General features: G+C 47.6%; 20 protein-coding genes and 1 riboswitch. Of the genes, 1 reads left to right on the top strand and 19 read right to left on the bottom strand.

Annotated features, from left to right (window positions below; genetic code table 11):
• Positions 1-1,211 (bottom strand): ATP-binding cassette domain-containing protein (locus VN379_RS04005; protein WP_325531034.1); only part of this gene is annotated, 1,211 nt, incomplete at its 3' end.
• 475 nt (positions 1,212-1,686) lie between these two features.
• Positions 1,687-1,773: riboswitch (cyclic di-GMP riboswitch) on the top strand.
• Between the two features lie 189 nt (positions 1,774-1,962).
• On the opposite strand from VN379_RS04005, the gene VN379_RS04000 reads away from it, so the two are divergent.
• Positions 1,963-2,145, top strand: a complete 183-nt coding sequence (locus tag VN379_RS04000) for a hypothetical protein (RefSeq protein WP_325531032.1) — start codon at positions 1,963-1,965, stop codon at positions 2,143-2,145.
• A 442-nt stretch (positions 2,146-2,587) separates the two neighbouring features.
• On the opposite strand, the gene VN379_RS03995 is transcribed toward VN379_RS04000, so the two are convergent.
• The 18 genes from VN379_RS03995 to VN379_RS03910 form a co-directional block, all read right to left on the bottom strand.
• Positions 2,588-3,400: a methyl-accepting chemotaxis protein gene (locus tag VN379_RS03995; protein ID WP_325531030.1), complete on the bottom strand. Its 813-nt coding sequence runs from the start codon at positions 3,398-3,400 to the stop codon at positions 2,588-2,590.
• Between the two features lie 387 nt (positions 3,401-3,787).
• Complete coding sequence (locus tag VN379_RS03990) at positions 3,788-4,222, bottom strand: GNAT family N-acetyltransferase (protein WP_325531028.1); 435 nt, start codon at positions 4,220-4,222, stop codon at positions 3,788-3,790.
• An 87-nt stretch (positions 4,223-4,309) separates the two neighbouring features.
• The gene (locus tag VN379_RS03985) at positions 4,310-5,338 is read right to left on the bottom strand and encodes a mechanosensitive ion channel family protein (RefSeq protein WP_325531026.1); all 1,029 of its coding nucleotides are present in this window, start codon (positions 5,336-5,338) and stop codon (positions 4,310-4,312) included.
• A gap of 173 nt (positions 5,339-5,511) precedes the next feature.
• Positions 5,512-6,276: a serine hydrolase gene (locus VN379_RS03980; protein ID WP_325531024.1), complete on the bottom strand. Its 765-nt coding sequence runs from the start codon at positions 6,274-6,276 to the stop codon at positions 5,512-5,514.
• Between the two features lie 255 nt (positions 6,277-6,531).
• Positions 6,532-7,686, bottom strand: coding sequence for a M20 family metallopeptidase (locus VN379_RS03975; protein ID WP_325531022.1), 1,155 nt, complete (start codon positions 7,684-7,686; stop codon positions 6,532-6,534).
• A gap of 2 nt (positions 7,687-7,688) precedes the next feature.
• Positions 7,689-8,408: an ABC transporter ATP-binding protein gene (locus tag VN379_RS03970; RefSeq protein ID WP_325531020.1), complete on the bottom strand. Its 720-nt coding sequence runs from the start codon at positions 8,406-8,408 to the stop codon at positions 7,689-7,691.
• A complete protein-coding gene (locus tag VN379_RS03965) occupies positions 8,402-9,178 on the bottom strand; it encodes an ABC transporter ATP-binding protein (protein WP_325531018.1) in 777 nt (258 codons plus the stop codon). Before VN379_RS03965 ends, VN379_RS03970 begins: the two co-directional genes overlap by 7 nt.
• Complete coding sequence (locus VN379_RS03960; RefSeq protein ID WP_325531016.1) at positions 9,117-10,334, bottom strand: branched-chain amino acid ABC transporter permease; 1,218 nt, start codon at positions 10,332-10,334, stop codon at positions 9,117-9,119. The genes VN379_RS03965 and VN379_RS03960 overlap by 62 nt, the downstream gene beginning before the upstream one ends.
• A gap of 12 nt (positions 10,335-10,346) precedes the next feature.
• Positions 10,347-11,270 carry a branched-chain amino acid ABC transporter permease gene (locus VN379_RS03955; RefSeq protein ID WP_325531014.1) on the bottom strand — a complete coding sequence of 308 codons (924 nt, stop codon included), beginning with the start codon at positions 11,268-11,270 and terminating at the stop codon, positions 10,347-10,349.
• A gap of 28 nt (positions 11,271-11,298) precedes the next feature.
• Positions 11,299-12,465 (bottom strand): branched-chain amino acid ABC transporter substrate-binding protein, encoded by a 1,167-nt coding sequence (locus tag VN379_RS03950; RefSeq protein WP_325531012.1) that lies wholly within the window; start codon positions 12,463-12,465, stop codon positions 11,299-11,301.
• Positions 12,466-12,700: 235 nt separating this feature from the next.
• Positions 12,701-14,305: a PucR family transcriptional regulator gene (locus tag VN379_RS03945; RefSeq protein ID WP_325531010.1), complete on the bottom strand. Its 1,605-nt coding sequence runs from the start codon at positions 14,303-14,305 to the stop codon at positions 12,701-12,703.
• A gap of 542 nt (positions 14,306-14,847) precedes the next feature.
• Positions 14,848-19,647 (bottom strand): TonB-dependent receptor domain-containing protein, encoded by a 4,800-nt coding sequence (locus VN379_RS03940; RefSeq protein WP_414714953.1) that lies wholly within the window; start codon positions 19,645-19,647, stop codon positions 14,848-14,850.
• Positions 19,648-19,729: 82 nt separating this feature from the next.
• Positions 19,730-20,485, bottom strand: a complete 756-nt coding sequence (locus tag VN379_RS03935) for an energy transducer TonB (RefSeq protein ID WP_325531008.1) — start codon at positions 20,483-20,485, stop codon at positions 19,730-19,732.
• Complete coding sequence (locus VN379_RS03930; protein ID WP_325531006.1) at positions 20,442-20,852, bottom strand: biopolymer transporter ExbD; 411 nt, start codon at positions 20,850-20,852, stop codon at positions 20,442-20,444. Before VN379_RS03930 ends, VN379_RS03935 begins: the two co-directional genes overlap by 44 nt.
• Positions 20,849-21,481 (bottom strand): MotA/TolQ/ExbB proton channel family protein, encoded by a 633-nt coding sequence (locus tag VN379_RS03925; RefSeq protein WP_325531004.1) that lies wholly within the window; start codon positions 21,479-21,481, stop codon positions 20,849-20,851. The genes VN379_RS03930 and VN379_RS03925 overlap by 4 nt, the downstream gene beginning before the upstream one ends.
• A 126-nt stretch (positions 21,482-21,607) precedes the next feature.
• A complete protein-coding gene (gene hutW, locus VN379_RS03920; protein WP_325531002.1) occupies positions 21,608-23,125 on the bottom strand; it encodes a heme anaerobic degradation radical SAM methyltransferase ChuW/HutW in 1,518 nt (505 codons plus the stop codon).
• The gene (locus VN379_RS03915) at positions 23,122-23,631 is read right to left on the bottom strand and encodes a flavodoxin family protein (RefSeq protein ID WP_325531000.1); all 510 of its coding nucleotides are present in this window, start codon (positions 23,629-23,631) and stop codon (positions 23,122-23,124) included. Before VN379_RS03915 ends, hutW begins: the two co-directional genes overlap by 4 nt.
• A gap of 70 nt (positions 23,632-23,701) precedes the next feature.
• Positions 23,702-24,787: an ABC transporter substrate-binding protein gene (locus VN379_RS03910; protein ID WP_325530998.1), complete on the bottom strand. Its 1,086-nt coding sequence runs from the start codon at positions 24,785-24,787 to the stop codon at positions 23,702-23,704.
• Positions 24,788-24,992: the final 205 nt, after the last annotated feature.

Here is a 24,992-nt window from a genome sequence, read left to right as displayed (position 1 = left end):
GCCTTAAAAAGACTTTCATCAATATCATTATCTGTGGCATAGTCGGTTAAGTTGCCCCTAAGGTGAGAGGTATCCTGCGAAACATAGGATATTTTAAGCTGACTTGCCTTTCTGAAAGTGCCTGTATAAGTGATGTTTTCTCCGCAAATCAGCTTAATAAGGCTCGACTTTCCTGAGCCGTTTTTACCGCAAAGCGCTACTCTGTCACCCTGCTCAATTGTAAAACTTACGCGCTCACAAGCTGTCTTTTCGCCGTAGAATATAGATACATTTTCAAGTTCTACAAGGCGGTCTGCATGAAAGTTAAGTTGGGAAATTTTTAGTCTCTCAGAGCTTTCCATATTTTTGAGAAGCTTTGACTTCTCATCAATAGCTGATTGTTGCCTTGCTTCGATTGCCTTAGAACGTTTCATCATCTTTGCGGACTTGTGACCTATATAACCTTTATCCGGCCTTAAACCTGAATTCTTTGTACCCAACTTTGTTTTTTCCACTTTATCCGACCAATCCGATGTACGTTTGGCGGCGGATGACAAGCGTGTAATATCTTTGCGGAGTTTTTCGTTTTCTGCAAGCTCAAAGTTGTCCTGCATTTTTTTATTTTCCCACCAAGACGAAAAATCCCCTTTTTGAATTTCAATATTTGTTTTGTTAATGGAAAGGATGTGGTCTACACAGTTATCAAGAAATGCTCTGTCGTGAGATACCAAAATGAAGCCACGTTTAGAGCTGAGATAGTCACTGACAATTTTTCTTGCATTCATATCCAGGTGGTTCGTCGGCTCATCAATCAGCAAGAAACTATTCTCTTTAAGGAACAAAGTTGCAAGCAGCACCTTTGTTTGCTCTCCGTTTGAAAGTGTATTAAAAGGGCGATATAAAACGTCCTCGGAAACTTGTAGCAATGAAAGCTCACGCATAACCTGCCAAAGAAGGTAGTCTGGATAGATGTTGTCAATTACATCAATGGTGTCATTTTCTGTGTTAGTTACCTCGAACGGAAAATATTCGAGGTTTACTTTGGCCGAAATAGTACCGCTGTATTCATATTTACCAAGCAGCAAGTTAAGAAATGTAGTTTTGCCTCTACCATTTCTTCCTGTGAAGCCTAATTTCCAATCTGTATCTATTTGAAAACTCACGTTTTCAAATATGTTATCATAACTGCCGTCATAGCCAAAGGTCAGATTTGTAACGTTTATTAAAGACATAATTATCCTCCTGTATAAAAATATAAAGCTGCAAGAAAGTCAATTCTTGCAGCTCATAAATACAGCAAAGCCAAGCCCAATAATTGGGCACGACGAGGTATATTCTGTGAGTGAAAAGAATTAGTAACTTTCTTGCATAGGCACACCAAAACAAACAGCATTTCTGCTCCCATAATTTTGTTATGCCGTATAATACAAGAAAAATTACATCTCTTCAGCTCCAATCACATAAGTTGTAAATACTATATCATACTGCTTTTCAGAATTCAACAAACAAAACATACCAAGCCTGGGGATGAATCAGACCAAGGTAATGTCAATAACCCCCATCCCTTGACATTGGAAAGACTATACCCGCTGGCAAGCGGGACTGATTTCCCGGAATCTCGAGACTTTAGTCCTGTTTCTTCATTGACTAACAGTTCGCTTGGATGTAAGATTGTAACTGAGATACCTTTATTAGACATAATTTCACAAATTTCACGGGCAAACTTATCTAAAGATAAGGACGCAAAGCTATGGGTCTAAGGACAGATTGGTCTATGACTGCCAAGTTGCCAATTCGATAACGAATTGTACTCCTTGGCATCAGTCTGTTTATAGATTGGTGTCATTTGTTTTCTCAAAAAGAGTATTGCTAAACACAATTTACCACTTCTCACTAGTGTGTCAACGCTAGCTACCACCATATAAACTGACTAGCAAAATTTCGGTTATAAATTAGATGACGGGCAACAACGGAGGAACATTTATGCTTCATGAGTTTAAAGAAGTTGAGAAGAAACGTATCGAACTAGAACAATTACGAATTATAATTCAAGCAACCGAAATTACATACCGTCAAAAAGGTGAACTTCCTACAGCAGAACGCCTTAAAAATCTAGAAAATAATTTAGAAAAGGCCATTCATCTTTTGATTACAAGTAATTATTAAGTCCTTTATTCAACTACTCAACAAAGCTCCCGACTTGCCAAATAAGATAGATCTGAACAAGTCTAAAAAAATCGCTAGTCAAGGAAAATAATCAGTTACGCTTAAGTCATCAGCAGATCAGGGGGAATCTTTGGTAGATCGCCCGGAGTAAGAAAAGACTAAGGCAGACTACCTTGATATATATATTGTCACGAATTCCGTTAAAGTACACCAGTTACAAAGGAGGTCTTTATGGATATATTAATGGAGAATCTATATATCATTTCATTAGGTTTTTTTGTTTTTTCCCTGATAGCATTTTATTATTATTCGAAAGCTCATCCCCCGAAAAGTATTTTTCAAAAGCCGACCAAGCATGTAGAAATACGAACTTGGAGGATTAAATAGAGTTGTAAACCTCCCCCTAGGTTGTCACAGGGACGGGGTTGAATGGTCTCTTTCTCTACAGCGTATCGGCTACCTTCTCAATTTCAGTCGCAGATGAGGCCAGTTGCTGCATAGTCGCACCTATTTGTTCAGTTGCCGCTGCCTGCCTTGCACTTAGCTGAGCACTACCGGCAATAGTACTGACTATTCCATTTGTCTCATTATGGATGTTTTGTAGAATCCGCTTGATGTCGTTAACCGACTGAGCACAATTAACAGCCATTTTTCGAATCTCATCCGCCACCACCGCAAAGCCTCGTCCCTGCTCACCGGCCCGGGCGGCCTCAATTGCTGCGTTAAGTCCGAGTAAATTTGAATTTGCAGCAACATCACTGACAAATTTCAAAATTTCATCCGTTTTGTTTATCTCTGCCAGAACCTTGTCGCTACCGCTTTTCACCTTATCTAATTCTTCCGCCAAGCGAACAGCTGTAGCGGCCAGTTCATCCGTCGTTGCTGACAGTTCCTCCGCCGTAGCCGCAATTGACTGCGCAGTACTATGTAAACTATCTTGTTTTCGCATGCTTGCCGATATAATAAGCATGCCGGAAGCTTCCCCATTATCCTCAATGATAGGAACTGCATTCCCTTTCAGACGAAAACCGTACACGCTCTCTGGAACAGTAACATTAATAATCTGCCTTGTTTCCATAGATTCTTTGCTTCTGCCTTTAAGAATATCCCCCGGCCTAGTTTTAGTGTCATGATCGCGACCCGGCTTATAGTCAAGTATTACCGCATCTTTATCAGCAATGACCATCGAGCAATCGAATTCATTCGCCTTGTGAAAATAGTCAGCTACTATTCTGATCATTTCTAGTTTTGTCATCTAATCACCTTACCTTATAAATATTTTGTCTTTTCTTACGAAAACGAAATACCCAAACCACAGATTCAAGGAGCGAAAATACACTAAAGTGATTCATGCTAAAATGAGAGCTAATATTCGTTATTTTCGCTATTTTCGACAACATATTCCATTTTCCTCTATTAGACCATTTCTCTGGACGGTTCTTGCTTGCGATTTTTCTGCCGATTTTATTATCCGACTAACTCTGAGGGGGACATATGGTGGGAAGGGACCTGCCCCCCGTCCCTTCCCACCATATGTCATATTCTTTCTATAAAAAAAATCAAGCCCCAACCCCGTGTTACGCAAAGGTTGAGACCGCATCTTCATTCTCCTTGAACACTCTATTTCCTAGTTCCTTTCTTTTCATTCAGCCAATTCCATGGATAAAATAGGATAATGTTTTCCTGCTCCATCAAACTCCGAGCGACTGACTACACGAAAACCCATATGCTTATAAAATCCAACAGCCTGGTTATTTTGTTCGTTAACATCTGCCCACCTAACATTTCGCTCATTGATCGCATAAACAAGCAACGCTTTGCCGACTCCCTTACCGCGTTTTCCAGAGTCAATAAACAGCATTTCGAGCTTACCCTCTACGATTCCCATAAATCCATCAATTTTTCGATTGTCATCATTATGGCAAAATAAATCTAACTGAGGAAAGTATTCTTTTAAAATTAACGGTTTATAAAATTGAATATCTTCTTCCGCTAAGAAATCATGAGTTTCTCGCACTGAATTTTCCCAAACTTTAATCAATTCTCCATAATCATTAGTAGATGGTTGTATAATCATGCAGCTACCTCCTATCCTGTTCAGGAACAAAGGGACCTGTCCCCCCCGTCCCTTGCCGTTGGCGTGATTCCATCAGCAGCGAACCGTTCATTTCTGTAACTGAATTATTATTCCTTCCTGTTTGTAACATCCATAAATTCTCTTGATGAATTCGTGGCAGATGAGCTGCTGGTCTGTCACGGTCTTTACCCGCAGGATAACATTGAAGTTAATACTGGACCCGGTAAAACCACTGTACCGGATAAACGGTTCAAAGTTTTTGACTCCTCCCTCGGTTGCTTGGAGAATTTCTTTTGCAACCGCGACAGTAACTTTTTCCACATGATCCAAATCACTTTCATAACTGACTCCTAGGGGAATGGAGATGGAGCATTCAGCAAACGGCTGTGCATAATTGGTGATTATAGATGAAGCAATTTTTTGGTTGGGTACCACCGCCATGTTCTCAGTGGGAGTTTTTATTGTGGTATTGCGCCAGTTCATGTCCACTACATGACCTTCTTCGCCTGTTGACAGTTTAACGAAGTCACCCATCTTAATTTGTTTGGACACCAGAATGTTGATGCCGGAAAATAAATTCGCTAAAGTGTCCTGCAGCGCCAAAGCTGTAGCCAAGCCGCCAACGCCCAAAGCGGTGATCAACGGAGAGATCGAAACTCCGAAAGATTCAAGCAAAACCAATATGCCGATGGCGTAAACAGACAGGTCAATTGCTGTGGCTAAGATCGAAGTAGAAGCGAAGTTTTTGGATGTTCTCCCGAGCTTATGCTTAAGAAAGCCGGAGCCCAGATGTGCGACCATAAGGGTCAGGGTCAGAATGACATTAGCGTGGAACAACCGTTGGAGAAATAGTAGCGGCCGCGGCGGGATTGTCAGGATTTCCATGGCAACATAAAGACCAATGAGAATACCCAGCAGCGTAGGTATTCCCCTGAATGTTTGCTGCAGCAGGGGATAAGAGATTTTTGTTTTTCTTGCGATTATTTTGAGCAGTTTAGAAAATACCAACTGGAGTATGATGATGCCTAACGCTAAACTAATAAAGCAAACTGCCAAATGCGTCTTGAAGCCGCCGTTTACAATTCTGTTTCCCATTTCAATAAAAAATTCAAACATTGTTTCCTCCTGTAACACGAAAAAATCACTTTACATAATACATATTGTTTCGTTAACCACCCCTTTTTTCCCTGCCATTGTACGTTTTCATTATTCTGGAATTTGAACCCTCACAGAAGTCCTTACAATGTCATGGGAACGTCCCTAATTTAAACCCCTTCATAATCTTGCTGCTATTTTCTCCGCAGGGCATTATAAAGTTTTGCGGATTCACTGGCAATAAAATTGCTGGAATAAGTATGATCTGCTGTCGATGTGAAAAAGCTGATCAGAATCGGATCATGACCATCCTGGATTACCCCCACATCACAAAGTATTGCATCCAGTTCACCTACCTTATGAAAGACAGGTGTCTGCATGTAGCGTGGGATTTCGTCATGATAAATTGTATTAGCCAACTCGTATTTCATCTGTTCACTTTTGCTTTTATTCAGAAACTTGCCTGTATAGATCTTCTCGAATACTTTCCCCATTTCGTAGGGTGTAGTTACGCTATGATATTGATATTTCTGAAATGCATCTTCACTATGTATTTGGGTCTTGCGCAGTTGAAGGTTCTTGACAACCTTAGGAAGGACATCCTTATTACTGCGATCCATCTCATCTAACAATTCTTGAAATGCGTTATTATCACTAACCGTCATCATCAGCTCTATTTGCCGGTCATATTGGCCGGCCTTAGCTGGTGTGGCCTGAGGATACAAGTATTTATAGGTAGCTAAAGCAACCACTAATTTACTGGTGGAAGCCGTTGGAAATATGTCGTCCGAGTTAAATTTGATCGTCCGGCCAGTATTCAAATTCTTGGCAAAGACCCCAACCCGGCCGTCAAATTTTTTTAAATCGTTTTGTATTTCCCGTTCAAGCGGGGAAGCTGCAAATACAAGGGCCGTAAGCGACGTCAACAGAGCAAGTAATATCGTAACTTTTTTTATCATGTAACCACCTCGTCAAAATTAATTAGGTACCCATTTTCTACCTAATTAGTATAGAATAAAACTATGACTAAATTATGACAGCCACCCCCTCATTAAAAGAGCAATCTCCCAGGGCGGAGATTGCTTCCACAGTTTCTTTACATATAAGCTACTTGCCAGTCTATAATAGCCGTGCTTGTATTTCAGACCTACATAAATAAAGGGCTGACCATTGGTCAACCCTTCTTGTTTTCTCGCTCTGTTACTACATACACATTACCGGGCAAAATTTGCGTAGAAATTAATTGCCTCCAGATACTTCGTCACCGAAATGTATTCATTGGGTTGATGCGCCTGGGCATCGTCACCAGGTCCGTAAAAAATAACAGGCAGGTTTAACCCTTGCAGCAAGGTGGAAGCATCTGTATAGAAGTTTACGCCGCGCAGGCCGACAGGAGTGCCTGAAATGCCCCTGGCACAGGCCAGAGCCTTGTCAATGATCGGATGTCCTTCCGGGCAGGCAACCGGCTTACGGTAGTTTACTATTTTAAGTTCGGCCGCCAGTTCCGGGTAGGCGGGCGTAAGCTCCTGAATGATATCCTGAAGCATAGCCGTTACGTCGTTGGCCGTCTGTCCGGGAATAAGTCTGAAGTCAACGCTGCAGGTGCAATTGTCGGAAATAACATTGGTTGCCACCCCGCCCTGGATTTTATTGACGCTAAAAGTGGGCAAACCCAGCCAGTCGTTCGGCTGAACAGGAAAGGAGCGCTGATACAAACTGGACACAATGGCATTCATATGGACAACAGCATTGATACCAAGATGCGGCATAGAGCCGTGAGCTGTGCGGCCTTTTGTAACGATCTCCAGCCATACCGCCCCCTTATGGGCAACGATAACATCACCGTTTGAAGGCTCGCCCACAACGGCAGCGCCAATACCCTTCATACCACCGCCATCACAAAACGCCTGCGCACCGCAGCAATCAACCTCTTCGCCTGCCGTTCCCAGGAGAACAATATCCTGACTGGGAGTAATATTATTTTGTTTTAGCCAGCTCACGGCAAAAATCATAGCCGCCAGGCCGCCCTTCATATCGGACGCGCCCCGGCCGTAAATAAGATCTCCGGCCTGCTCGGCGGCGAAGGGCGGGTAATCCCAGGCCTGATCCCCGGGAGGAACGGTATCCAAATGCCCGGTATACAATAAGGCTGGTTGACCGGAAAACCCGCTCAGCTTGGCAATAAGATTGGCCCGGCCATTCCCCAAATCAACGACCTGGCTGGAAACGCCCTTTTTCTCCAGCCACGCTGCCAGCCATATTGCCAGCTGATATTCCTTACCCGGCGGATTAGTCGTGTTGATGCGGAGTATTGACTTGAGCAGATCAACGGCTTCGCGGGCACTTTCCGCACTAACTGCATTAAGCATACTTATTCTCCTCTGCTGTGTTGTTTCAAATACACTTCAGCAATTTTTTGTTTTGCCTGCGAATCGGCCTCGGTACATTCCATAACAACCGTGCCTTTTTGCAACAGATAAGCCTGGTGTGCCATTTCCAGTGCCTTAAAACCGTTTTGTTCAATTAATAGAATGGTAATGCCTTCCTGATTAATCTGACCGATGGTTTTAAATATTTCATTGACCAGCAGCGGCGCTAAGCCAAGCGACGGCTCATCCAGCAGCATTATTTTCGGATAGCTCATTAAGGCCCGGGCCATAGCCAGCATTTGCTGTTCGCCACCGCTCATGGTTCCGGCATTCTGCCGCCGCCTTTCGGCTAACCGGGGAAACAGTGCCAGCACTCTTTCCAGGCCTTGCTGGATTTTCTGCTTATCTTTGATATTGCAGGCTCCGATGAGTAAGTTTTCTTCAACAGTCATTTTGGGAAATACGCGGCGTCCTTCCGGAACAACGGCGATGCCGCGCTTGACAACCTCATCGGTAGGTAAAGAGTTAAGCCTCTGGTCAAGGAAGGTTATCTCGCCTGCCAAAGGTTGTACCAAACCCAGGATGGTGCGGATTACAGTCGTTTTGCCGGCACCATTGCTGCCCAGGAGGCAGGTAATCGAACCCTTGGGAACAGTCAGCGACACATTTCTCAGTACCGGAATGGCGCCATACGCTGTCGAAATATTTGTCAGTTTCAACATGCCGTCACCTCCTGACCAAGATATGCCCGCAGCACTTCCTCATTGCTGGCGACATCATCAAATAACCCGCAGGCAATACAGCGGCCATAATTTAGCACCATGACCTGGTCCACCAGGCCTTTAATGAAGTCCATATCATGTTCAACAACAATAATGGATAAATGAGGCAGCGTATTTTTTACTTTCTTCAAATCCAGCATCAGAGTTTCAGTTTCGACGGCATCCATCCCTGCGGAAGGTTCATCAAGCAACAAAATTTGGGGTTCGGACGCCAGAGCCCGGCAAATCTCTAACCGCCGGCGGTCGGCATAGGGTAAATCTTTAGCCAGTTTGTGAGCCTGGCTGGTCAAAAGGGTGCCGAAGATACTTAAAATCTCCATAGCTTGTTGTACAACCTTGTCGCCGGAGTTGCCACCGTTCGAAAAGACCGAACTGAACCATGGCAGCTTACGCACTTCGGCAATCCCCATCATAACATTCTCAACAACATTAAGATTCCAAAACAGCCGGCCATTTTGAAAGGTCCTGGCCATCCCCAGCTTAAAAACCTGATCAGGTCGTAAACCATGACTGGGCGCACCATTGACAGTGATACTGCCGCTGGTCGGCGCATAGATGCCTGACAGCAAATTGAATAATGTCGTTTTTCCCGAGCCATTGGGCCCAATTACACCCAGTGTCTCCCCAACCCCCAAAGTCAGGTTTACATTATCTACCGCAACCAGTCCGCCGAAGCGAATTGTCAGTTCCTTGACATTCAGCAGTTCCATGTTCTCCCTCCTGATTCTGTGATTTTGGGTTGAAGATACGATGTTTGAACGGCAATACTCCTTCGGGCATAAACCGTAGGCAGGCAACGATAACAATTCCATAAAACAGCAGACGAAAGTCTTCAAAGGCTCTAAACTTTTCAGGAAAAACCGTTAGAAATATTGCCCCAAGAATAGCTCCTGGTATTGAATCCAGGCCGCCAAATATAATCATGCTTAATACCAGTGTTGACTGCTGAAAACCAAAGTTTTCCGGCGCAATAAAATTAATCATGCCAGCGTATACGCCGCCGACAATACCGCCGAAAAAAGCACCTACCGCAAAAGCCAGCAGCTTAAACAGCGTGAGGTTAAGACCATAGCACTGAGCAGCCAGTTGATCTTCGCGCATCGCATTTAAGGACAGCCCGAAAAAAGAGTGACTTAGTTTGTAAATGGCCCAGACCGAAAGGGCAAGAATCACTAAATTGAGATAATAAAAGTTGGCCTGAAAGGGAAACTGAATAAAGCCCAGATTCAGAGGCGATCCGAGGTCATGTCCCAGGATCGACGGCGACGGAATATTGATTAACCCGTTGGTGCCGCCGGTCAGTCCCTCCATGTTTAATAACAGTTCCTGAATGATCAGCCCAAAAGCAATGGTAACAAGTGCCAGATAGTGTCCCTTTACCCGGAGAGCAGGTAACCCTAACAGGATGCCGAACAAACTGGCGATTAGGCCGGCCAGCAACAGCGCCGGCCAGAAAGACAGACCGACTTTAAGGGTAAGGATGCCGACAACATAGGCGCCGATGGCCACAAAGGCTGCATAACCAAGACAAACCAGCCCGGCTCTACCTGTCATAAAGTTCAGGCCCAGGGCCATTACCGAATATAACAGCGCCAGGTTAATTACCTGCAGCCAATATGAATTTCCAGCCAGCAGAAAGGGGAAACTTAACGCCAGACCAAAGGCAATGACCGTGGCTTGTCCAAGGTTATGCCTGAACTCATCTTTCAGACCATCCCAGGCGGCCCGCCGGAACCAAAGCAATCCGAAAAATGCCAGTGCCGCCCCTAAAACATAAACAATAACAACAACCGGATTTTCTATATTGACAAAGCCAAGAAAGAGTAAATAACCGATGATTTCTGTCAGAAGAATTTTTAGTGACATACACTGTTCCTCCTAAACCTTTTCATAAGCGCGTTCACCAAAAATCCCCGCCGGCCGGAACACCAAAAACAGAATGACGACCACAAAGCTGATGCTTTCCTGAAAGCGGGATCCGTCCGGAATAAGAGCAACCGCTAGAATTTCCATGAAGCCAAGCAGCAGTCCCCCGGCAACAGCTCCGTAAACATTGCCTAAACCGCCAACTACTGCGGCAGCAAAGCCTTTTATCCCGATAACAAAGCCCATGTTAAACTTAACGATGCCGTAGGCCATTCCGTTCATCAGTCCTGCGACCGCACCGAGGGCTGAACCCAAAGCAAATGTAATGAGAAATACCTGGTTCACTTTAATGCCCATCATCATAGCGGCTTCCCGGTCCTGAGCCGTGGCTCTGATGTACCGGCCAAACGCTGTTTTTTCGATCAGCAGGTACAACCCGGTAATGAGTCCGCCAGCCAGCAGTACGGTTAGAATCACGTCAGGCTTGATGAGAACGCCGCCCAGAGCAAGGCCCGGCATATCGATTAAGAGAGGGAAAGGCTGTGGATTGCGGCCATTGGGGAAGAACAGCATGATGGATTCCCGCATGACGATAGATGCCCCCAGCGTAATCAGCAATGTCATAATCTCCGGCGCATTGCGCAGCGGCTTAATAATGACTTTCTCCATGGCCATCCCCACTACTGCGCCTGCTGCCAATACCGCCAGAATAACCAGGGCAAAAAAGAGTATCGAACCTGACAGCAAGCCTGTTGAAAGCAAAACCTCGCTGGCTACCAAAGCGCAGAAGGCTCCCAGCATAAATACTTCGCCATGAGCAAAGTTAACAACTTCAATGACGCCAAAAAATAAAGTAAAGCCAACAGCAATCAGCGCATACATAAATCCCAGACTCAAGCCGTTTAACAGTTGTTGTATGATAAGTTCGCCAGACAAGAGCATCACTCCATTCCCCAGAGTTTACTTAATTCTTCTGGATCTGTTTATCTTTTACTTTCAGTGTCGAACGGTAATACGGGACCCATTTACCATCTTCGCTGATATAGGTCGTAATAATCTTGAGGCGTGTCTGTCCTTTTTCATCAAACGTGGTCTCGCCCAGAATACCCTGGAAATTTGTTATGCCACGAATCGCGTCGGCAAGCTTGGCACGGTCAGGGCCAACCTGCTCAATTCCTTTAATAATGATGTTGGCCGCATCATAAGCAAAGGGGGCGTATGCCTCGTGAGGTTCCGCATATTTGGCATCGGCATAAGCCTTGATGAAATCTTTGCCGCCCGGCAAATCCTCAAGCGGTTTGCCAATACCGTGAGCGAGCGTGCCGTCAGCGGCAGGTCCGGCAATTTTGTTAAAAGTATCAGAGAGAATCCCCGAATCGCTCATGAAAATAGAAGCCATCTTCAATTCAGTCATTTGCCGCTTAATAAGAGCTGCTTCAGTGGCAACTCCACCAAAAAATACCATGTCAGGATTTTTGCTTTTAATTGTAGTCAGAAGAGCTGAAAAATCCTGTTGCCCAACCGAAACGCCGTCAAAGGAAACAACTTCACCGCCATTATTCTTGACTGAGGCAATAAATTGTTCGGCATTGGTTTTCCCGTAGTCAGTTTTATCATGGATGACGGCAAAGGTTTTCAGGCCCCAGTCTTTTGCAGCCACATTGCCGGCCACTTCATTCTGGATATCGGCGGCTGTTATCACCCGGGTTATCTCTTTAAATCCATCTTTGGTAATATTGGGGTGAATGGCCGCTGCAATAACGGCAGACAAGCCGTTTTTGTGAAATACCGGCACGGTGGCCAGCGCCGCGCCGCTGTTGAAATGAGCCACAACCCCAACAATACTAGGGTCTGAGGTAAGCTTGTTCGCGGCGTTAACAGCAGTTGTCGGATCGCCGGCATCATCCACTGCCACAAGCTCAAGTTTATAAGGCAGCTTGCCTGCAGCATTGGCCTGATTAATTGCCAATTCAACTGAGTTTTTCATGCCCACACCAATAGCAGAGTTGCCGCCGGTCAGAGGACCGACAAAGCCAATTTTGGCAACTTTGCTTGTGCTGCCGCCACAGCCGGAAAGCACACCTGCCAGCACAAACAAGACAAGCGTCAGACTGATAAACCATTTTTTCATAAATTTTTTCCCTCTCCTTCAAAAAAATTAATACCATGTCACTACCAGCTTCGCCGGCGCACACCTCCCGGATAAAAAATAAGTGCCGATACGGAAACAGTTCCGATCGACACTTCATCGTGCAGCAAAAGTATGTTATTACATGGTATGCTTCTATTCTATAGCAAGAAGGAAAATAATCCATTGTCTCTATAGTACAAATAAATCCTAAAATTAATGTCCCTTACAGACAAAGTTACTCGTCAGCCATACGAATGAGCTTAATCGCAAGTGACATGGCAAAGCGTTCTTCACTGTCGTCAAGATTACTATTGAGAATATCAGCAATCTTTTTATACCGGTATTTGATGGTATTATAATGAATGTACAATTTTTCAGCAGTTTTTCTTAAATTCCAGCCACAGTCATTAATACAAACGAGCGTCTGAAAGAATTCAGTTCCGTATTTCTTATCATACTGCTTCAGCTTACCAATGGACAAATCACAAAATTCTCTGGCTTCGTCAGTATTATATAAAGATTCCAGCAGTTTATACACACCAATGTTTTTGTAAAATACCGTTTTATTTTGCTTATAGAGTAACCTGCCAATCTGAACTGCCGTTTTTGCCTCCTGATAACTCAAATGAACGTCCATTACGGATTTTTTGTGATTACCAATACCGATCGTGACAAAGAAGTGGTGATTTTTTTCCACATTTGTTTCAATTTCCAGGCAAACGGCCGCTAACTGGGTGTGGAAAGCGCTCATATTCAAGGTCTGAGTCTCAATTAAAAAAACGATACTGTCACTCAGGCTTGCAAAAATCAGCGGAGCAAAATTATGTTTTATCAACAGTTTGCATGTTTCAAAAATCTGTTCGCGAATCATTTCCAGTGACTCGATAGCCTGGCAGTGGCTGGCCTCGAGATAGCTTTCCTTAAATCCGTGAATTTCAACCAGAACGGCCGTCAGGCCTTTTGAAAAATCCCAGCCGTACAAGCTGGCCCGGTTTGTCACTTCATCACGGTATTTAATATTGTTCATAATCAGATCTTGAATAAATTCATTTTTATAGCGATACTCAATCTCCAGATTCGATATTTTCTTCTGCACATTAAGTTTTAACACCGTGCTGGCATGTTCGACAGCAATATCGTCACAGTCATCGGCGTTACTGCCTTGTTCTCGCCGGCAATAAATCAGATACCCGAAAACCCTGTTGTCGCTTCGTATCGGATAGCTCATATACTGAAGCAAAAGGTCTTCCAAAGCCGTATTTAATATATTGTCCCTGAATTGTGGCGTTCTGGCAGAAATATAATTTTTCCTGAAGTAAAGGTCGAAATAAGCGACGTCCCGGTCTATGATTGTTCCCAGGGTATTGATAATTTGCTCTGTTTCACCGCCGCTTAAAACAAGGTTAGTGAAAGAACGGTGAATATTTTCAGAAAGCTGCAGCCGTCTGGCCTGGTCATTGACAATTTGGGACAAGACAGGATGAATGACATCGATAAAAGCAAGATTTACCGGCATATATACGATCGGGAAGGCCAGTTCTTCGGCTAACGCCAGGACTTCTTCCGGTAAAGTGTCAATAAACCTTGTTATCTTGACAAACAATGCCGCAGCCTGTGCCTGATTAATATTTTTAATTAAATCCAGAAATTTCAACGTATCGTCTTTCATAATATAACCGGTTGTCATGAGGATTTCTCCACCCCTGATCCAATTGTGAATATCCGGAGCATCCATGACTGAAACTGAAGTCACCATTCGATCCAAGCCGTTTTTCCCCGCCAAAACTTCAAAATTACAAAATGCTGGAGTTGACAATAAATCTTTCACTGTAATGGCCATTTTTCACCTTCTCCCCTAAACCCTATGGTTTCATTAATTGTTGAGACCGCCTGCCAATAACAGAACAAGTGTAATATGAACAAAGAAGTATCGGCTCTATGCCGATACTTCTGCTTAGGAATCGCTTAACCCTTTAATTTTCCTACGTGCTCCTTACGAACAGCAGCAACGTCCCTTCGTTGTTTACAAGGAGCTCGTTTGATCATTAATCAACCCATTACTTAATAATTGGTTCAAATTGGCTTCGCAGCGGAGCTGGGGTATAATATTGCAAAATTCCGCATGGAGCAAGCCTTTGCCTTCGTGGCGAACAGTCATAGAATGATGAACGCTGCACTGTTGACCCCTGTGCTCAATGAATTCTCATCAGCGATACTCTGCAAAGAGACACTACTCCTTTTGGACGGATGGGAACGCTATTTTTTTCCTGCCAGGTATCGGATTCAGATCAATGGCCGGATGCCCTGGCGGCCGTGCCTTCCTGTCCTGAGCAGCGCCCCCCTGCACGGCAATACTGAAGCGTACATAAACGACCGTCTTTCTTAGAACTTGTACGTCAATTGCATTCTCGTATAATCTCCCAGTTTGAAATCCTCTGCTCCATACAGCGTATCTCGTTTGCCTGTGCCTTTCGCATCAAAGGTATAGAACGCTTCTAACAGGAAGTCTTTGGCCGGTACATAGCCGGCTCCCAGCGTAAAGCTGCGGATACCATCCAGATACCGGTCCGGTACGCCTTCGGTGCCATTGCCGCCAAAGAACGAACCATGCTCAAAGTGCTTGTAATCGGCAAAGGCATTCCAGCTGCCCGGGTGATCCGTATCGCTATGACCTATATCCACACGGGCTACCCAGAACCGCGGTGTTCCTCCCGCTTCCCGGCCGGCTAGCGTAAAGTCCGACGTTCCCGCTGTGTGGTTATATAGCGTTTTTCCATTCATGAACCGGCCAAAATCAGTCAGGTTCTGTCCCAGGTCATAGGACAAGGTGATTTGATCATTGAGCTTCCATTTTGCCCCCACGCCGACGACATTGGCCAGCTGATCAAAGTCATATACGTCATTGATATCGCCATTGGCTACCGCTATGCTGTGCTGCTTGTCATTGACAGAACGTAAATACCAGGCCTGGATTCCCAGATTATCGCCGATCTGCTGTTTTGCCTGGGCAAATACAGCATTATTTATGGACGGGATCCGGTCCTGTACCAGTACCGTACCTTCTACTGACAGAATTTCTCCCAGTTCCTCCAACAGCTTTAAGGGCAGAGAGCTGTCGTCCTCCGGCTGCCAGGTAGTTCCTGCCAGCAAATTAACAATAGCCTTAACCGCAGCCCCCATGTCAGCATCAACGAGGTACCCCGTGTTGCTGACCGCAGTGCCAGCAGAAAGCCGTTTCCACGAGGTTACCGTTTTCAAGGCATTCTGCTTATCCCATAAGGACGTAATAGCCCTAGCCTCCGCTTCTTCCTTCGTAAGTGTTATAAAATCACTTGCACTGACTTCATCTATGGGTATCACATATTTTTCACTCCCCATAGGCTGTAACACCTGATCGCCCGTGTATTCTCCATAGCCTAGGAAGGTGCTCTCGAAAGTATACTTTCCGTTGGACAGCAGAAACGTGCTCTGATAGCTGCTCAGGCCTATAGTGACTGTTTTTGTACCATCTGTTTCCAAAGTGGATTCGATTTTATTCCATACACTTTCTGCGGCCTGTTCCAATGCTTCCTGATTAAACCAGTCTGCATAGGAAATTTTCTCCGTATAATTATCCAAATACGGACTTACCATGGCAATGTATTCGCCCACTAGTTCTCCTGTTGTCGCATCCCTAACCGCGACTTTTTTCCAGGCAAAAGTGTTGATGGACAACGTTGTAGTGCTGGATGTAATTTTATCGTACGCTGCCGGATCATCCTGCTTAACGACCTCCAGGTATTGATTGACGATCTGCTGTTGTTCCTCCAGGCTAGCCGCCTGGGCCAGCTTCTGGTACAAACTCAGATAGCCGTCCACACTAACCACACCGTCACCGTAAGCTCCGTCCCAAGTTTCGATGCTGGATTGCCAGCCCAGCCATTCCTCCTTGGTGGGCGCCCGGAAGAAGACCTGCCGCGTCGCATGAGTATAGGCCGAATCCGTAATCCCGGTGCTATGGCTGAAATCACCATATCCGAGCCGTACCTGGGTCTTTTTATTCGTCCAGACGGCCCGGCCGCCGTCATATTCCTGGCCAAACCAGTAGCCTGTCACGCCCATCGGTTCGGTCAGCCGGCCTGCCGTAAAGTCCCATTTTTTCACATTCTGCGTAACTTCCGCTTTTTCCAACCGCTGCTCGTTCATTCCTTTTGAGCCGGCTACATCATAGGCTGTATCTACACCGTTCATGCCGGTCGCACTGCCCAGGATGGTAACATTTGTACTATCGCCTATTCTTGCATCAATGCCCAAGCGCAGACGCTGTTCAAAGCCATGATCTGCTTTTTCCAGGGTATTCTTTTCCGCGTCTCCCACACTGGAGGCCGCCGTTACTCGCGCTTCCGGTTTTTCCTTGCCTGTATAGGCGTTCCAGCGCGCAGAATAGTCGCCAATCAACTCTACGCCTTCTTGTTTATTTTCGTCAAACGGTTTGGTGATAAACCAGTTCTTTGCTTCATCAGTTGCTTCCTGATTTACTGTTTCCTGCGATGTGTCTTTTGCTGTTATGTCTGTCTGGTTGTCCTCTTTCTTGCTGTCTTTATCAGCGCCAAACCTCATATTCAGGCCAATTTTATAGACCCTTTCCTGGAAGGCCCGGTCATCATCGCGATGATTAAACAGGTTGTCAATGCCAAAGTATGCCATTGAATCTTTGGACAAATCTTTTTGGAGCAAGAAATTCCAGAGACCGAAGGTTTTCTTTTCATAGGTCTGTTTGCCGCCTTCGGCAAAGTTATATTTCACCTCACCGTTTTCGTCATAGGTCAGGTAATTGCCGTTATTGGCAACACTGTTGCTGTCGAGCATATTGATATAATAATTGCCCCACAGGGAAGATCGCCAGCCGCCTTTCCGGTTTTCATAGGTGATGCCGATATCGACCTTATGCTGTGGTTTATCCAGAAGCTGACGCGGCATATCAGGATCGCTTTTGTTCAGGGCATAGAGATAGGTATAGCCCAGCTTCCCTGTCCAGTGCTCGTCAAACTTCTGCGACACTTCGGCTTCCGCACCGGTGATTTCCGCCTTGCCGATATTCCTAAAGCTGTAGATCATATCCGGCGGAACAACCCATTTCCAACCCGTTTCGTCAGGATAAAAATCCATCAAATAGCCGGTGAAATACGTTGTCATATAATTATTGATGCGATTGTGGAATACATTGAGTCTGGCCGACGTATTCCTGTTCTCTCCTTCAATCCCGATGTCGAAGTTCACCGACTTTTCCGGTTTCAGGTCAGGATTGCCGATCCAGTAATACCCCAGCTTCCCTACCAACATATCCACAGGTGCGCCTGCATACATTTCCCAGTTGTAATAGAGCTCGCCCATGCCCGGCTCCGTATAACCCGTGCCAATATTGGCCTTGAACCGCCGGTGGGCATTCCCGTTGATATTATGCGTCATTCCCATATTTAAAGTCGCATTCGTTCCAAACAGATTGCTGTGATCGACGCGCAGGATCGGCGTCAGGATCGTATTGGGATTGAGCTGCCACGTATCCTGAAGAAAAAAGTGCTGTTTTTTGATTTCCGCCCGGCCTACCTGCTGACGATTCTGCCGGCTATTGTATTCTTCTTGAAACTTCTTCCCGTTGTAGGTAGCATCATTATAATATGAGGCGTAATAATGATTAACCGCTGATGCATTACTAAGAACAAGCGATGGATTTTCCGCTTTCAGCAGCGCGGCAAACGCGTCCCGCCTGGCCACTACGTCCGCCGGGGCCCCAGTGCAATAAGCTGTGTATTGTATAAAATCCTGGTACGTAAAAGGGGGGATTATGGTTCCGCCGCCGGTATCGCGCACACCGTACCATTCATAGTCCTGATCGTAGTAAGGCACGCCGGCGTCATTAAAGGCCATGGCATAGTCATGCACGTTGGATGAGGGTTCCCCGGTTCCGCCTTCGGTATAGAGGTTCTTGTCATAGTCCCAGGGGTCGATGTAGCGCGTATAGGTATCCGGCGCATTTTTCAGCCGGCTTCCTTCCCCTGTTTCCTTCGTATAGCCAAAGCCATAGGTCAGCAAATGCTTGTCGTTGACCTGCGTGTTTGCCGACATCTTGATATCCAGCTGTGCATGCTCGATATCGTCAATGTAGTTTAACGTATTCTTGCCTTCATAGTTCGATTCGCCAAAGGTAGAGCTCAGCGTGATGTCGTCTTCATTCAGCTTCGCATAGTTGACATCCACCTTCCAGTCCGTATCTCCGCCATTGTTCCCACTGTACGCCAACCGGTACGTATTCCGGTCCATGGTCCGTTTAAAATGCTGCTGCGGCTCCGATCCTAAGTCCGAATGCTTGACATACCGTTCCAGATCTTCATTCAGCCGGTCAATATTGAATTCGAGCTTGTTCCGGTCATCGAGCTCATAGCTTCCTAGCAAGCCGATATTCTTGATATCCCCATAGTAGCGCAGGGAGTTCCGTACATTCTCTCCACTTCCCAGTCCGCCGAAATACGTAGTCCCATAGACCGGCATGATATCCCGCTTGCTGCCATATACGCCTACCCGGAATTTTCCTACTTCGCCTGTATCGGCTCGCAAAAATATATTCTGATACGGAAATATATCCCCGTCTCCGCTGATTCTCCGTCCTTCTGCATTGACCTGCAGCGAGGGTGCCGCCCCGGCTTTTTTCGTGATAATATTGACTACCCCGCCGATCGCATCAGCCCCGTACTTCGCTGATGCCGCTCCCCGTATGATTTCTATGCGTTCTACATTCTCCGTCCCTAAACGCATGACTTCATCACTGGCTCCGTAGTATTTTGCAAAGTCTCCCATGACAGGCTGGCCATCCACTAAGATCAGCGTATGCCGTGGCTCGGCGCCCCGGATCGAAATGCCTACCCGTCCCATCGCATCTACGGTCCGGGTTACGCCGGTTTCATCGAAGATGACGTCTTCGACGCTTTTGGCCTGTTTGCGCTCAATGTCTTCCTTGGTAATGATAGTGGTGCTTTGCGAGGAGTATTTGGCTTCTTCCTTGGCGGCGTCGGCCTCGACGACGATATCCCTTGTTTGGGCTGTGTCATTGGTGGCGGCCAGTGTCCCTCCCCCGCTCCACAGGGCAAAAATATTGGCTGTCAACAAAGCGGCGACCGCGCAGCGGGCCCTTCTTTTTTTATTCAAGGTTATTCCCCCCTGTTCCTTACATTTTTTCTTTGTTCCGGCCATCCCGATGGCGGCCTGCGGGCATTGGCTCATAAGTTAATTACTTTAACACAAAATGGACGGTGGTGGTAAAGCTTACCGGCGCTTTGAGCGCATTGGGATAGGGGCATACGGCGCTTATGGCCTGCAGTGCGGCCTGTTCCAGCATGCGGGCGGCCGAACCGACGGTACTGGCGCTTACCAGATTGCCGTCCGCATCCAGTTTGACCGCTACCGTAACCGTTCCCTGGATATTGCGTTTTACCGCCATATAAGGGTACTGCTTGTTGGCGTCAACCGCGTTGGCGAAGCCGTTAAAATCAAAGGCGCCGCTGCCGGTGCCGGCGACGCCGCTGCTGCCGGTGCCCCCACCGTAACCGCTGCCTTCACCATGACCGCGCCCGTCACCCGCCCCGTCTCCGTCTCCCGCAGCGGTGCCGGCACCACTGCTGCCGGCCATGCGGGTTCTGGCTGCAGCAGCCGGCGATGCCACCGGAGCGGAAACAGGCACGGCAATGTTTTCCGGCGACAGGGCTGCCGGTTCCAGCGGCGTCTCCGTCTCCGGCCGGGATTCCGCCTGTTGTGGCGTGCCGCCGCCTGCCTGACCACTGCCCTGCACCAAGTCAGTCATGTCCAGATCAATGACATATTCCGCTTCCGGCTGGTGGATTATATTGCCGTTAAAGCCCAGTCCGAAGCAAATCGCCACCGCCAGATGAAAAAGCCCCGAATACAGGAATGCCCGCCGCCAGCTGCAATATTCTGTCATGAAATCACCTTGCTTTCTTCTCCGCGGCAATACCCAGTTTTTTGACACCCGCCGCTTTAAGCATATCCATGACCGCTACCACCTGACCGTGAGAGGTTGATTTATCGGCCTGCAGGATGACTGCCAATTGCGGATTGGCCGCTGTTTGCGCCTGCAGATGGGCGGCTGCGTCGGCGAGCGATACGAATTTGGCGTCCAGGGCGATCCGGCCAGCCGAATCAAGGCTAATAATCACCGGCAGCTGGGACGGCACCTCCGCCCGAGTTGCCTGGGGCAGCTGCACCGCCAGCGCCCGTTGGGTGGTCGTTTGCAAGCTGTTCATCATAAAAAAGACCAGTAGAAAAAAAATAATATCGATCATAGGTATGATCATAAATGACGGTGTGGAAATACCGCGGACATTTCTGAATTTCATGCCGCTTCCCCCCGCTTGTGTTCTAGCACGGAAAGGCACAGATTCTCCGTGGCGGTGAGGATCGAATCAAATTGATGGGAAAAGTAAGTGTGGATAACAAACGCCAGTATGGCCACGCACAGGCCGGCCGCTGTCGCGACCAGTGCTTCCCCGACGCCGCCGCTGATGGCCGCCGTGCCGCTGCCGGAACCGTCCATGACGCTGAAGGAGCCGATCATGCCGATAACGGTGCCGAGCAAGCCGAGCAGCGGGGCAACGGTAACGATAGCGCTCAGGTAGTCATGATGCTTTTTCAGGCCTGTTACCTCTACCGCCATCCGTTCTTCAAATGCAGCCTTTACCGTCATGGTGCCAACCTGGGGAGATCGGGCATGGAGCAGGCCGGCTTTCACCGTCCGGCTCATAACCGTATCGAATGTATCGCAGACGGCAATGGCCCTGTCCCAGTCCCGGGCAGCCAGTGTATCGCGGATCTGTGCTTTCAGCCCGTCGCTATTTTGCCGGTTGCGGCGGTAGTAATAAACCCGCTCCGCGGCGATCATTACCGCCAGCAACGAGCAAATCAACAGGGGATACATGACAAAACCGCCTTTGTGAAATAAATGAATCAAATAGATAAATCCTTCCAATGTATACGCCTCCGTATTATCATATCCAGACTCCGTTTATGGAGCCGTCACCAGCAGCCGGCTGTATTGCCTGGACGCCGGCAGTCAGCATAATAATGCAAATGTTTGAGTGCCTATCAAATATCATCATTGACCAATACAGGAGGAATTACCGGACGCCATTTTTTTCCTGCCAGGTATCGGATTCAGATCAATGGCCGGATGCCCTGGCGGCATAACCTTAGTCCCTGGCGGCCGTGCCTTCCTGTCCTGAGCAGCGACCCCCTGCACGGCAATACTGTGCTCCTGCGTCACAATAACCTGCACGCATTCCACCGTAGTCTGCGCAATATTTACCTGCCAAAACTGGCCGGCCACGGTCAAACGGTAGACAACGCCGTCGTAATGCACAAGCCCCCTTTGCTCCCAAAGATCATAGAGCCACTTCAACTCAGCCAGCCGTTCGTCGGCCTTGATCAGCGGCTGTAAGTCCAGGAAGCCCCGCTCCAGCTGGTCCAATATGCTGTTGATCACTGATTGCAGCGGCGCTTGCTCCATCAGGACCATGAAGGGCTTAAGCCCGCCCATGACCATGTTTTCATAAGGCTGCAGCCCCCGGTGAAGCATGGTCGTATAACCGCCGGCATTGCCGCCGGCGCCGCAGCCAAACGGAAATATGACGCCCCCCCGTTTCGCCAGTGTATTGTAAAGGCTGCGTTCCCGGTTATTCCGCTGCCAATGGCACATGCTAAGACGCGAAAAATTTCGCTTCGCTACGAATTCCTGGGCGAAAGCGTACATTTGCGCCTGTTGGGCGGTACTGGCCGCCGGGGACATTGTCCCCGCCAGTATCCGTTTATCCAAATCACTGCCGTCAAATACGTTAAGTTGGTATAAGTCCATGCCGTCGACCGCCGAATCGGCCAGAATCCGCAGGTCCTCCTCCCAGGCCTGCATGTCCTGATCAGGCAGACCATAAATAAGGTCGACTATGACAGAACATTGTTGATAGGCTTTTAATGCTGCCAACCGCTGTAGTACGGTTTCCCGGTCATCGACTCTTCCCAGCTGACGGCGAATTTTTGTGTGAAACGACTGTACGCCCAGGGACACGCGATTCACGCCGTTGTCCATCCAGACATCCATTTTTGCCGGTATCAGGTCATGGGTGCGTCCTTCCAGAGTCAGTTCATAGTCGTTGGCCAGGGGCAGACAGCGATGAACGGCCTGCAGCAACCGCCGGGCATTGTGCGGCGACAACGAGGTAGGCGTGCCGCCGCCGATAAAAACGGCGTGTATCAATCCCTCTTTCAGTTGGGGCTGACTGGCATCGGCCTCCAGTTCCCGAACCAGGCAATCGATATAGCGATCTTCCGCCGCCTGATTGGCTGCATTTTGAAAGAACCCGCAATACAGACATTTTGTCTGGCAAAAAGGAATATGAATATAGGCTGACCGTTCTGTTTTTTCAGCCGGCGGCCGTTCCATAACCCGGTGCCAGATCGCCTGCGCTTGACCAGTCGGCACGGGATGACCCTGCAGCCCCGCATGCACTACCCGTTTCTGGGAAAAAGCGCCTGTCAGCGGATCGGCCTTTTCATACCCCAGTTGGAGCGCTTGTTCTTCCGCCGAGAGTGTTTGCAACAAGTCTTGCAGTTTCATCATCTCAGGTTCTCCAGACGTTTAACGGTCTCGGCCGCGAACGCTTTCGCGGCCGCCAGATCAGCTTCATCCGGATGTTTGCTCGCTTCCTGATGTAGTGCCTCCCGTTTTTCATCCACCGCATGAGGATGGCCGGCAGGAAACATTTTTTTCATTTGCTTGATCAATTCCGGGTCAACTTTTCCCTGACAGATAAAACTATGTACCAGCGGATTGCTGCCGGGGCGCAGCGCCGCCGCATTGCGAAGGCTGTCGGCCGCATGCTGCGACTTGGGATCTGCCCCTAATGTGGCAAACAGGGCCACGCGCGGATGCTCCAGTTGACGCAGCAGTTGTTGCGCCTGCGGATCGGCCGAACCGCGGTCAACCCAAAACCCGGTAAACACGCAATCATAACCGCTTAAATCCACCGGTGCTTCCCCAACCGGCAGACAGGGAGTTGCCGCCGGCAGAACGCTGCTGATGGCCTCCGCTATTTTTTTCGTATTTCCTGTCCGCGATGAATACAAAACAATATATTGCATATAAAATCATTCCTTTCATCCTGCGATATAATCATATAAGGCCTGAATGACTCCATCAGCCATTCTGCTTTCCATAAAGAAAACCGGCCAGGACGCTCAAAGCTTCCTCAATCTGCGCTCCGGGATTGACGGCAAACAGAGAATAAGGGAGATGGTATACGCGGTTTTGCCGCACGGCATCCAGCCTCTGCCACAAGGGATTTTGCAATACCTGCAGCCCTTTATCCGCCATCTCGCCAAACCGGTGGTCAATGAATAAAATGACATCCGGCTGAACGGAAGCAATTGCTTCAAAATCCAGCGGCGCATAGGCTAATTTTTTCTCCATAGGCGCCAGCAGATCAGACATATTCACCCCCCCCAGCCGTTTCACCATGTCACCGATAAAACTTGTAGAAAGCGCTACATATAGTCCGCCGTCGATCGCCCAAACAATGAGCACCCTTGGCGCAGGGCGTCCGCCCGCTTGTTCGATCAGCCGCCACCGCTGTTTTTCAATAGCGGTGATTTTTTTATCGGCAAGTCCCTGGTTGCCGTTTAGCTCCCCGTAAAAATGTAGCGCTTCCAGGACATCCGAGTAACGGGCAAACGTCTGCAAAATCGTCGGGATACCCTTTCTTTCCAGGATAACCGCCAGCGACTGATGCGCCGGAAAAGCCATGCCGATTACCAAATCCGGTTTTATCGCAATAATGCGTTCTAAGTCGGGTTTGGGCGGCAGGCCTACTGTGGGAATATGTCTAATTTCATCTTGCAGAGTGACAGGCACCATGTCGCCGGTGCCCCTGCCGACCGGCCTGCCACCAGTTGCCACGTACAGCCCCAGGTTGGATGAATTCAAAGTAATGACACGCTGTGGCCGGTCCGGAATGGCCACAAGCCGCCCTGCACTGTCGGTCACCATACGCGCCCGGGCACAACCCAACCTGACAAACCGGTTTCGTGGCAGGCTGCGTTCACTGATCCAGCCGTCTCCGTTGCGTTGCAAAACCTGAATAGCCGCACATTTTGGGCATTTAATTTCGATTTTTTCCACTGCACCGCGAAACAGCATGCTATTGCAAAAAGCGCACCGGACAGGGCGCAATTCTGTCTGCGGCTCATGCCATGAATCCTGCACAATCCTATCATAGCCAAACATCCAGTCCACACTCCTTTGGTTTCCTATCAACAAAAAAACTCCGCGCGTAATGTATTTACGCAACGGAGCTCCCGGCTCTCTTTTTAAGCTCTGCGCTAATCTGATTTAGATCATCAAGAAAAGGCAGTGCATTAATATTTTTGAATTGTGTTTTTCTAATTCTCATTATACTATAATGAGAATCATTGTCAATATGTATTTAATT

The sequence above is a fragment of the Sporomusa sp. genome, assembly GCF_035561255.1.
GTDB lineage: Bacteria > Bacillota > Negativicutes > Sporomusales > Sporomusaceae > Sporomusa.
The sequence above is the reverse complement of the archived record's forward strand: the minus strand, read 5'-3'. Positions and strand labels throughout refer to the sequence as shown.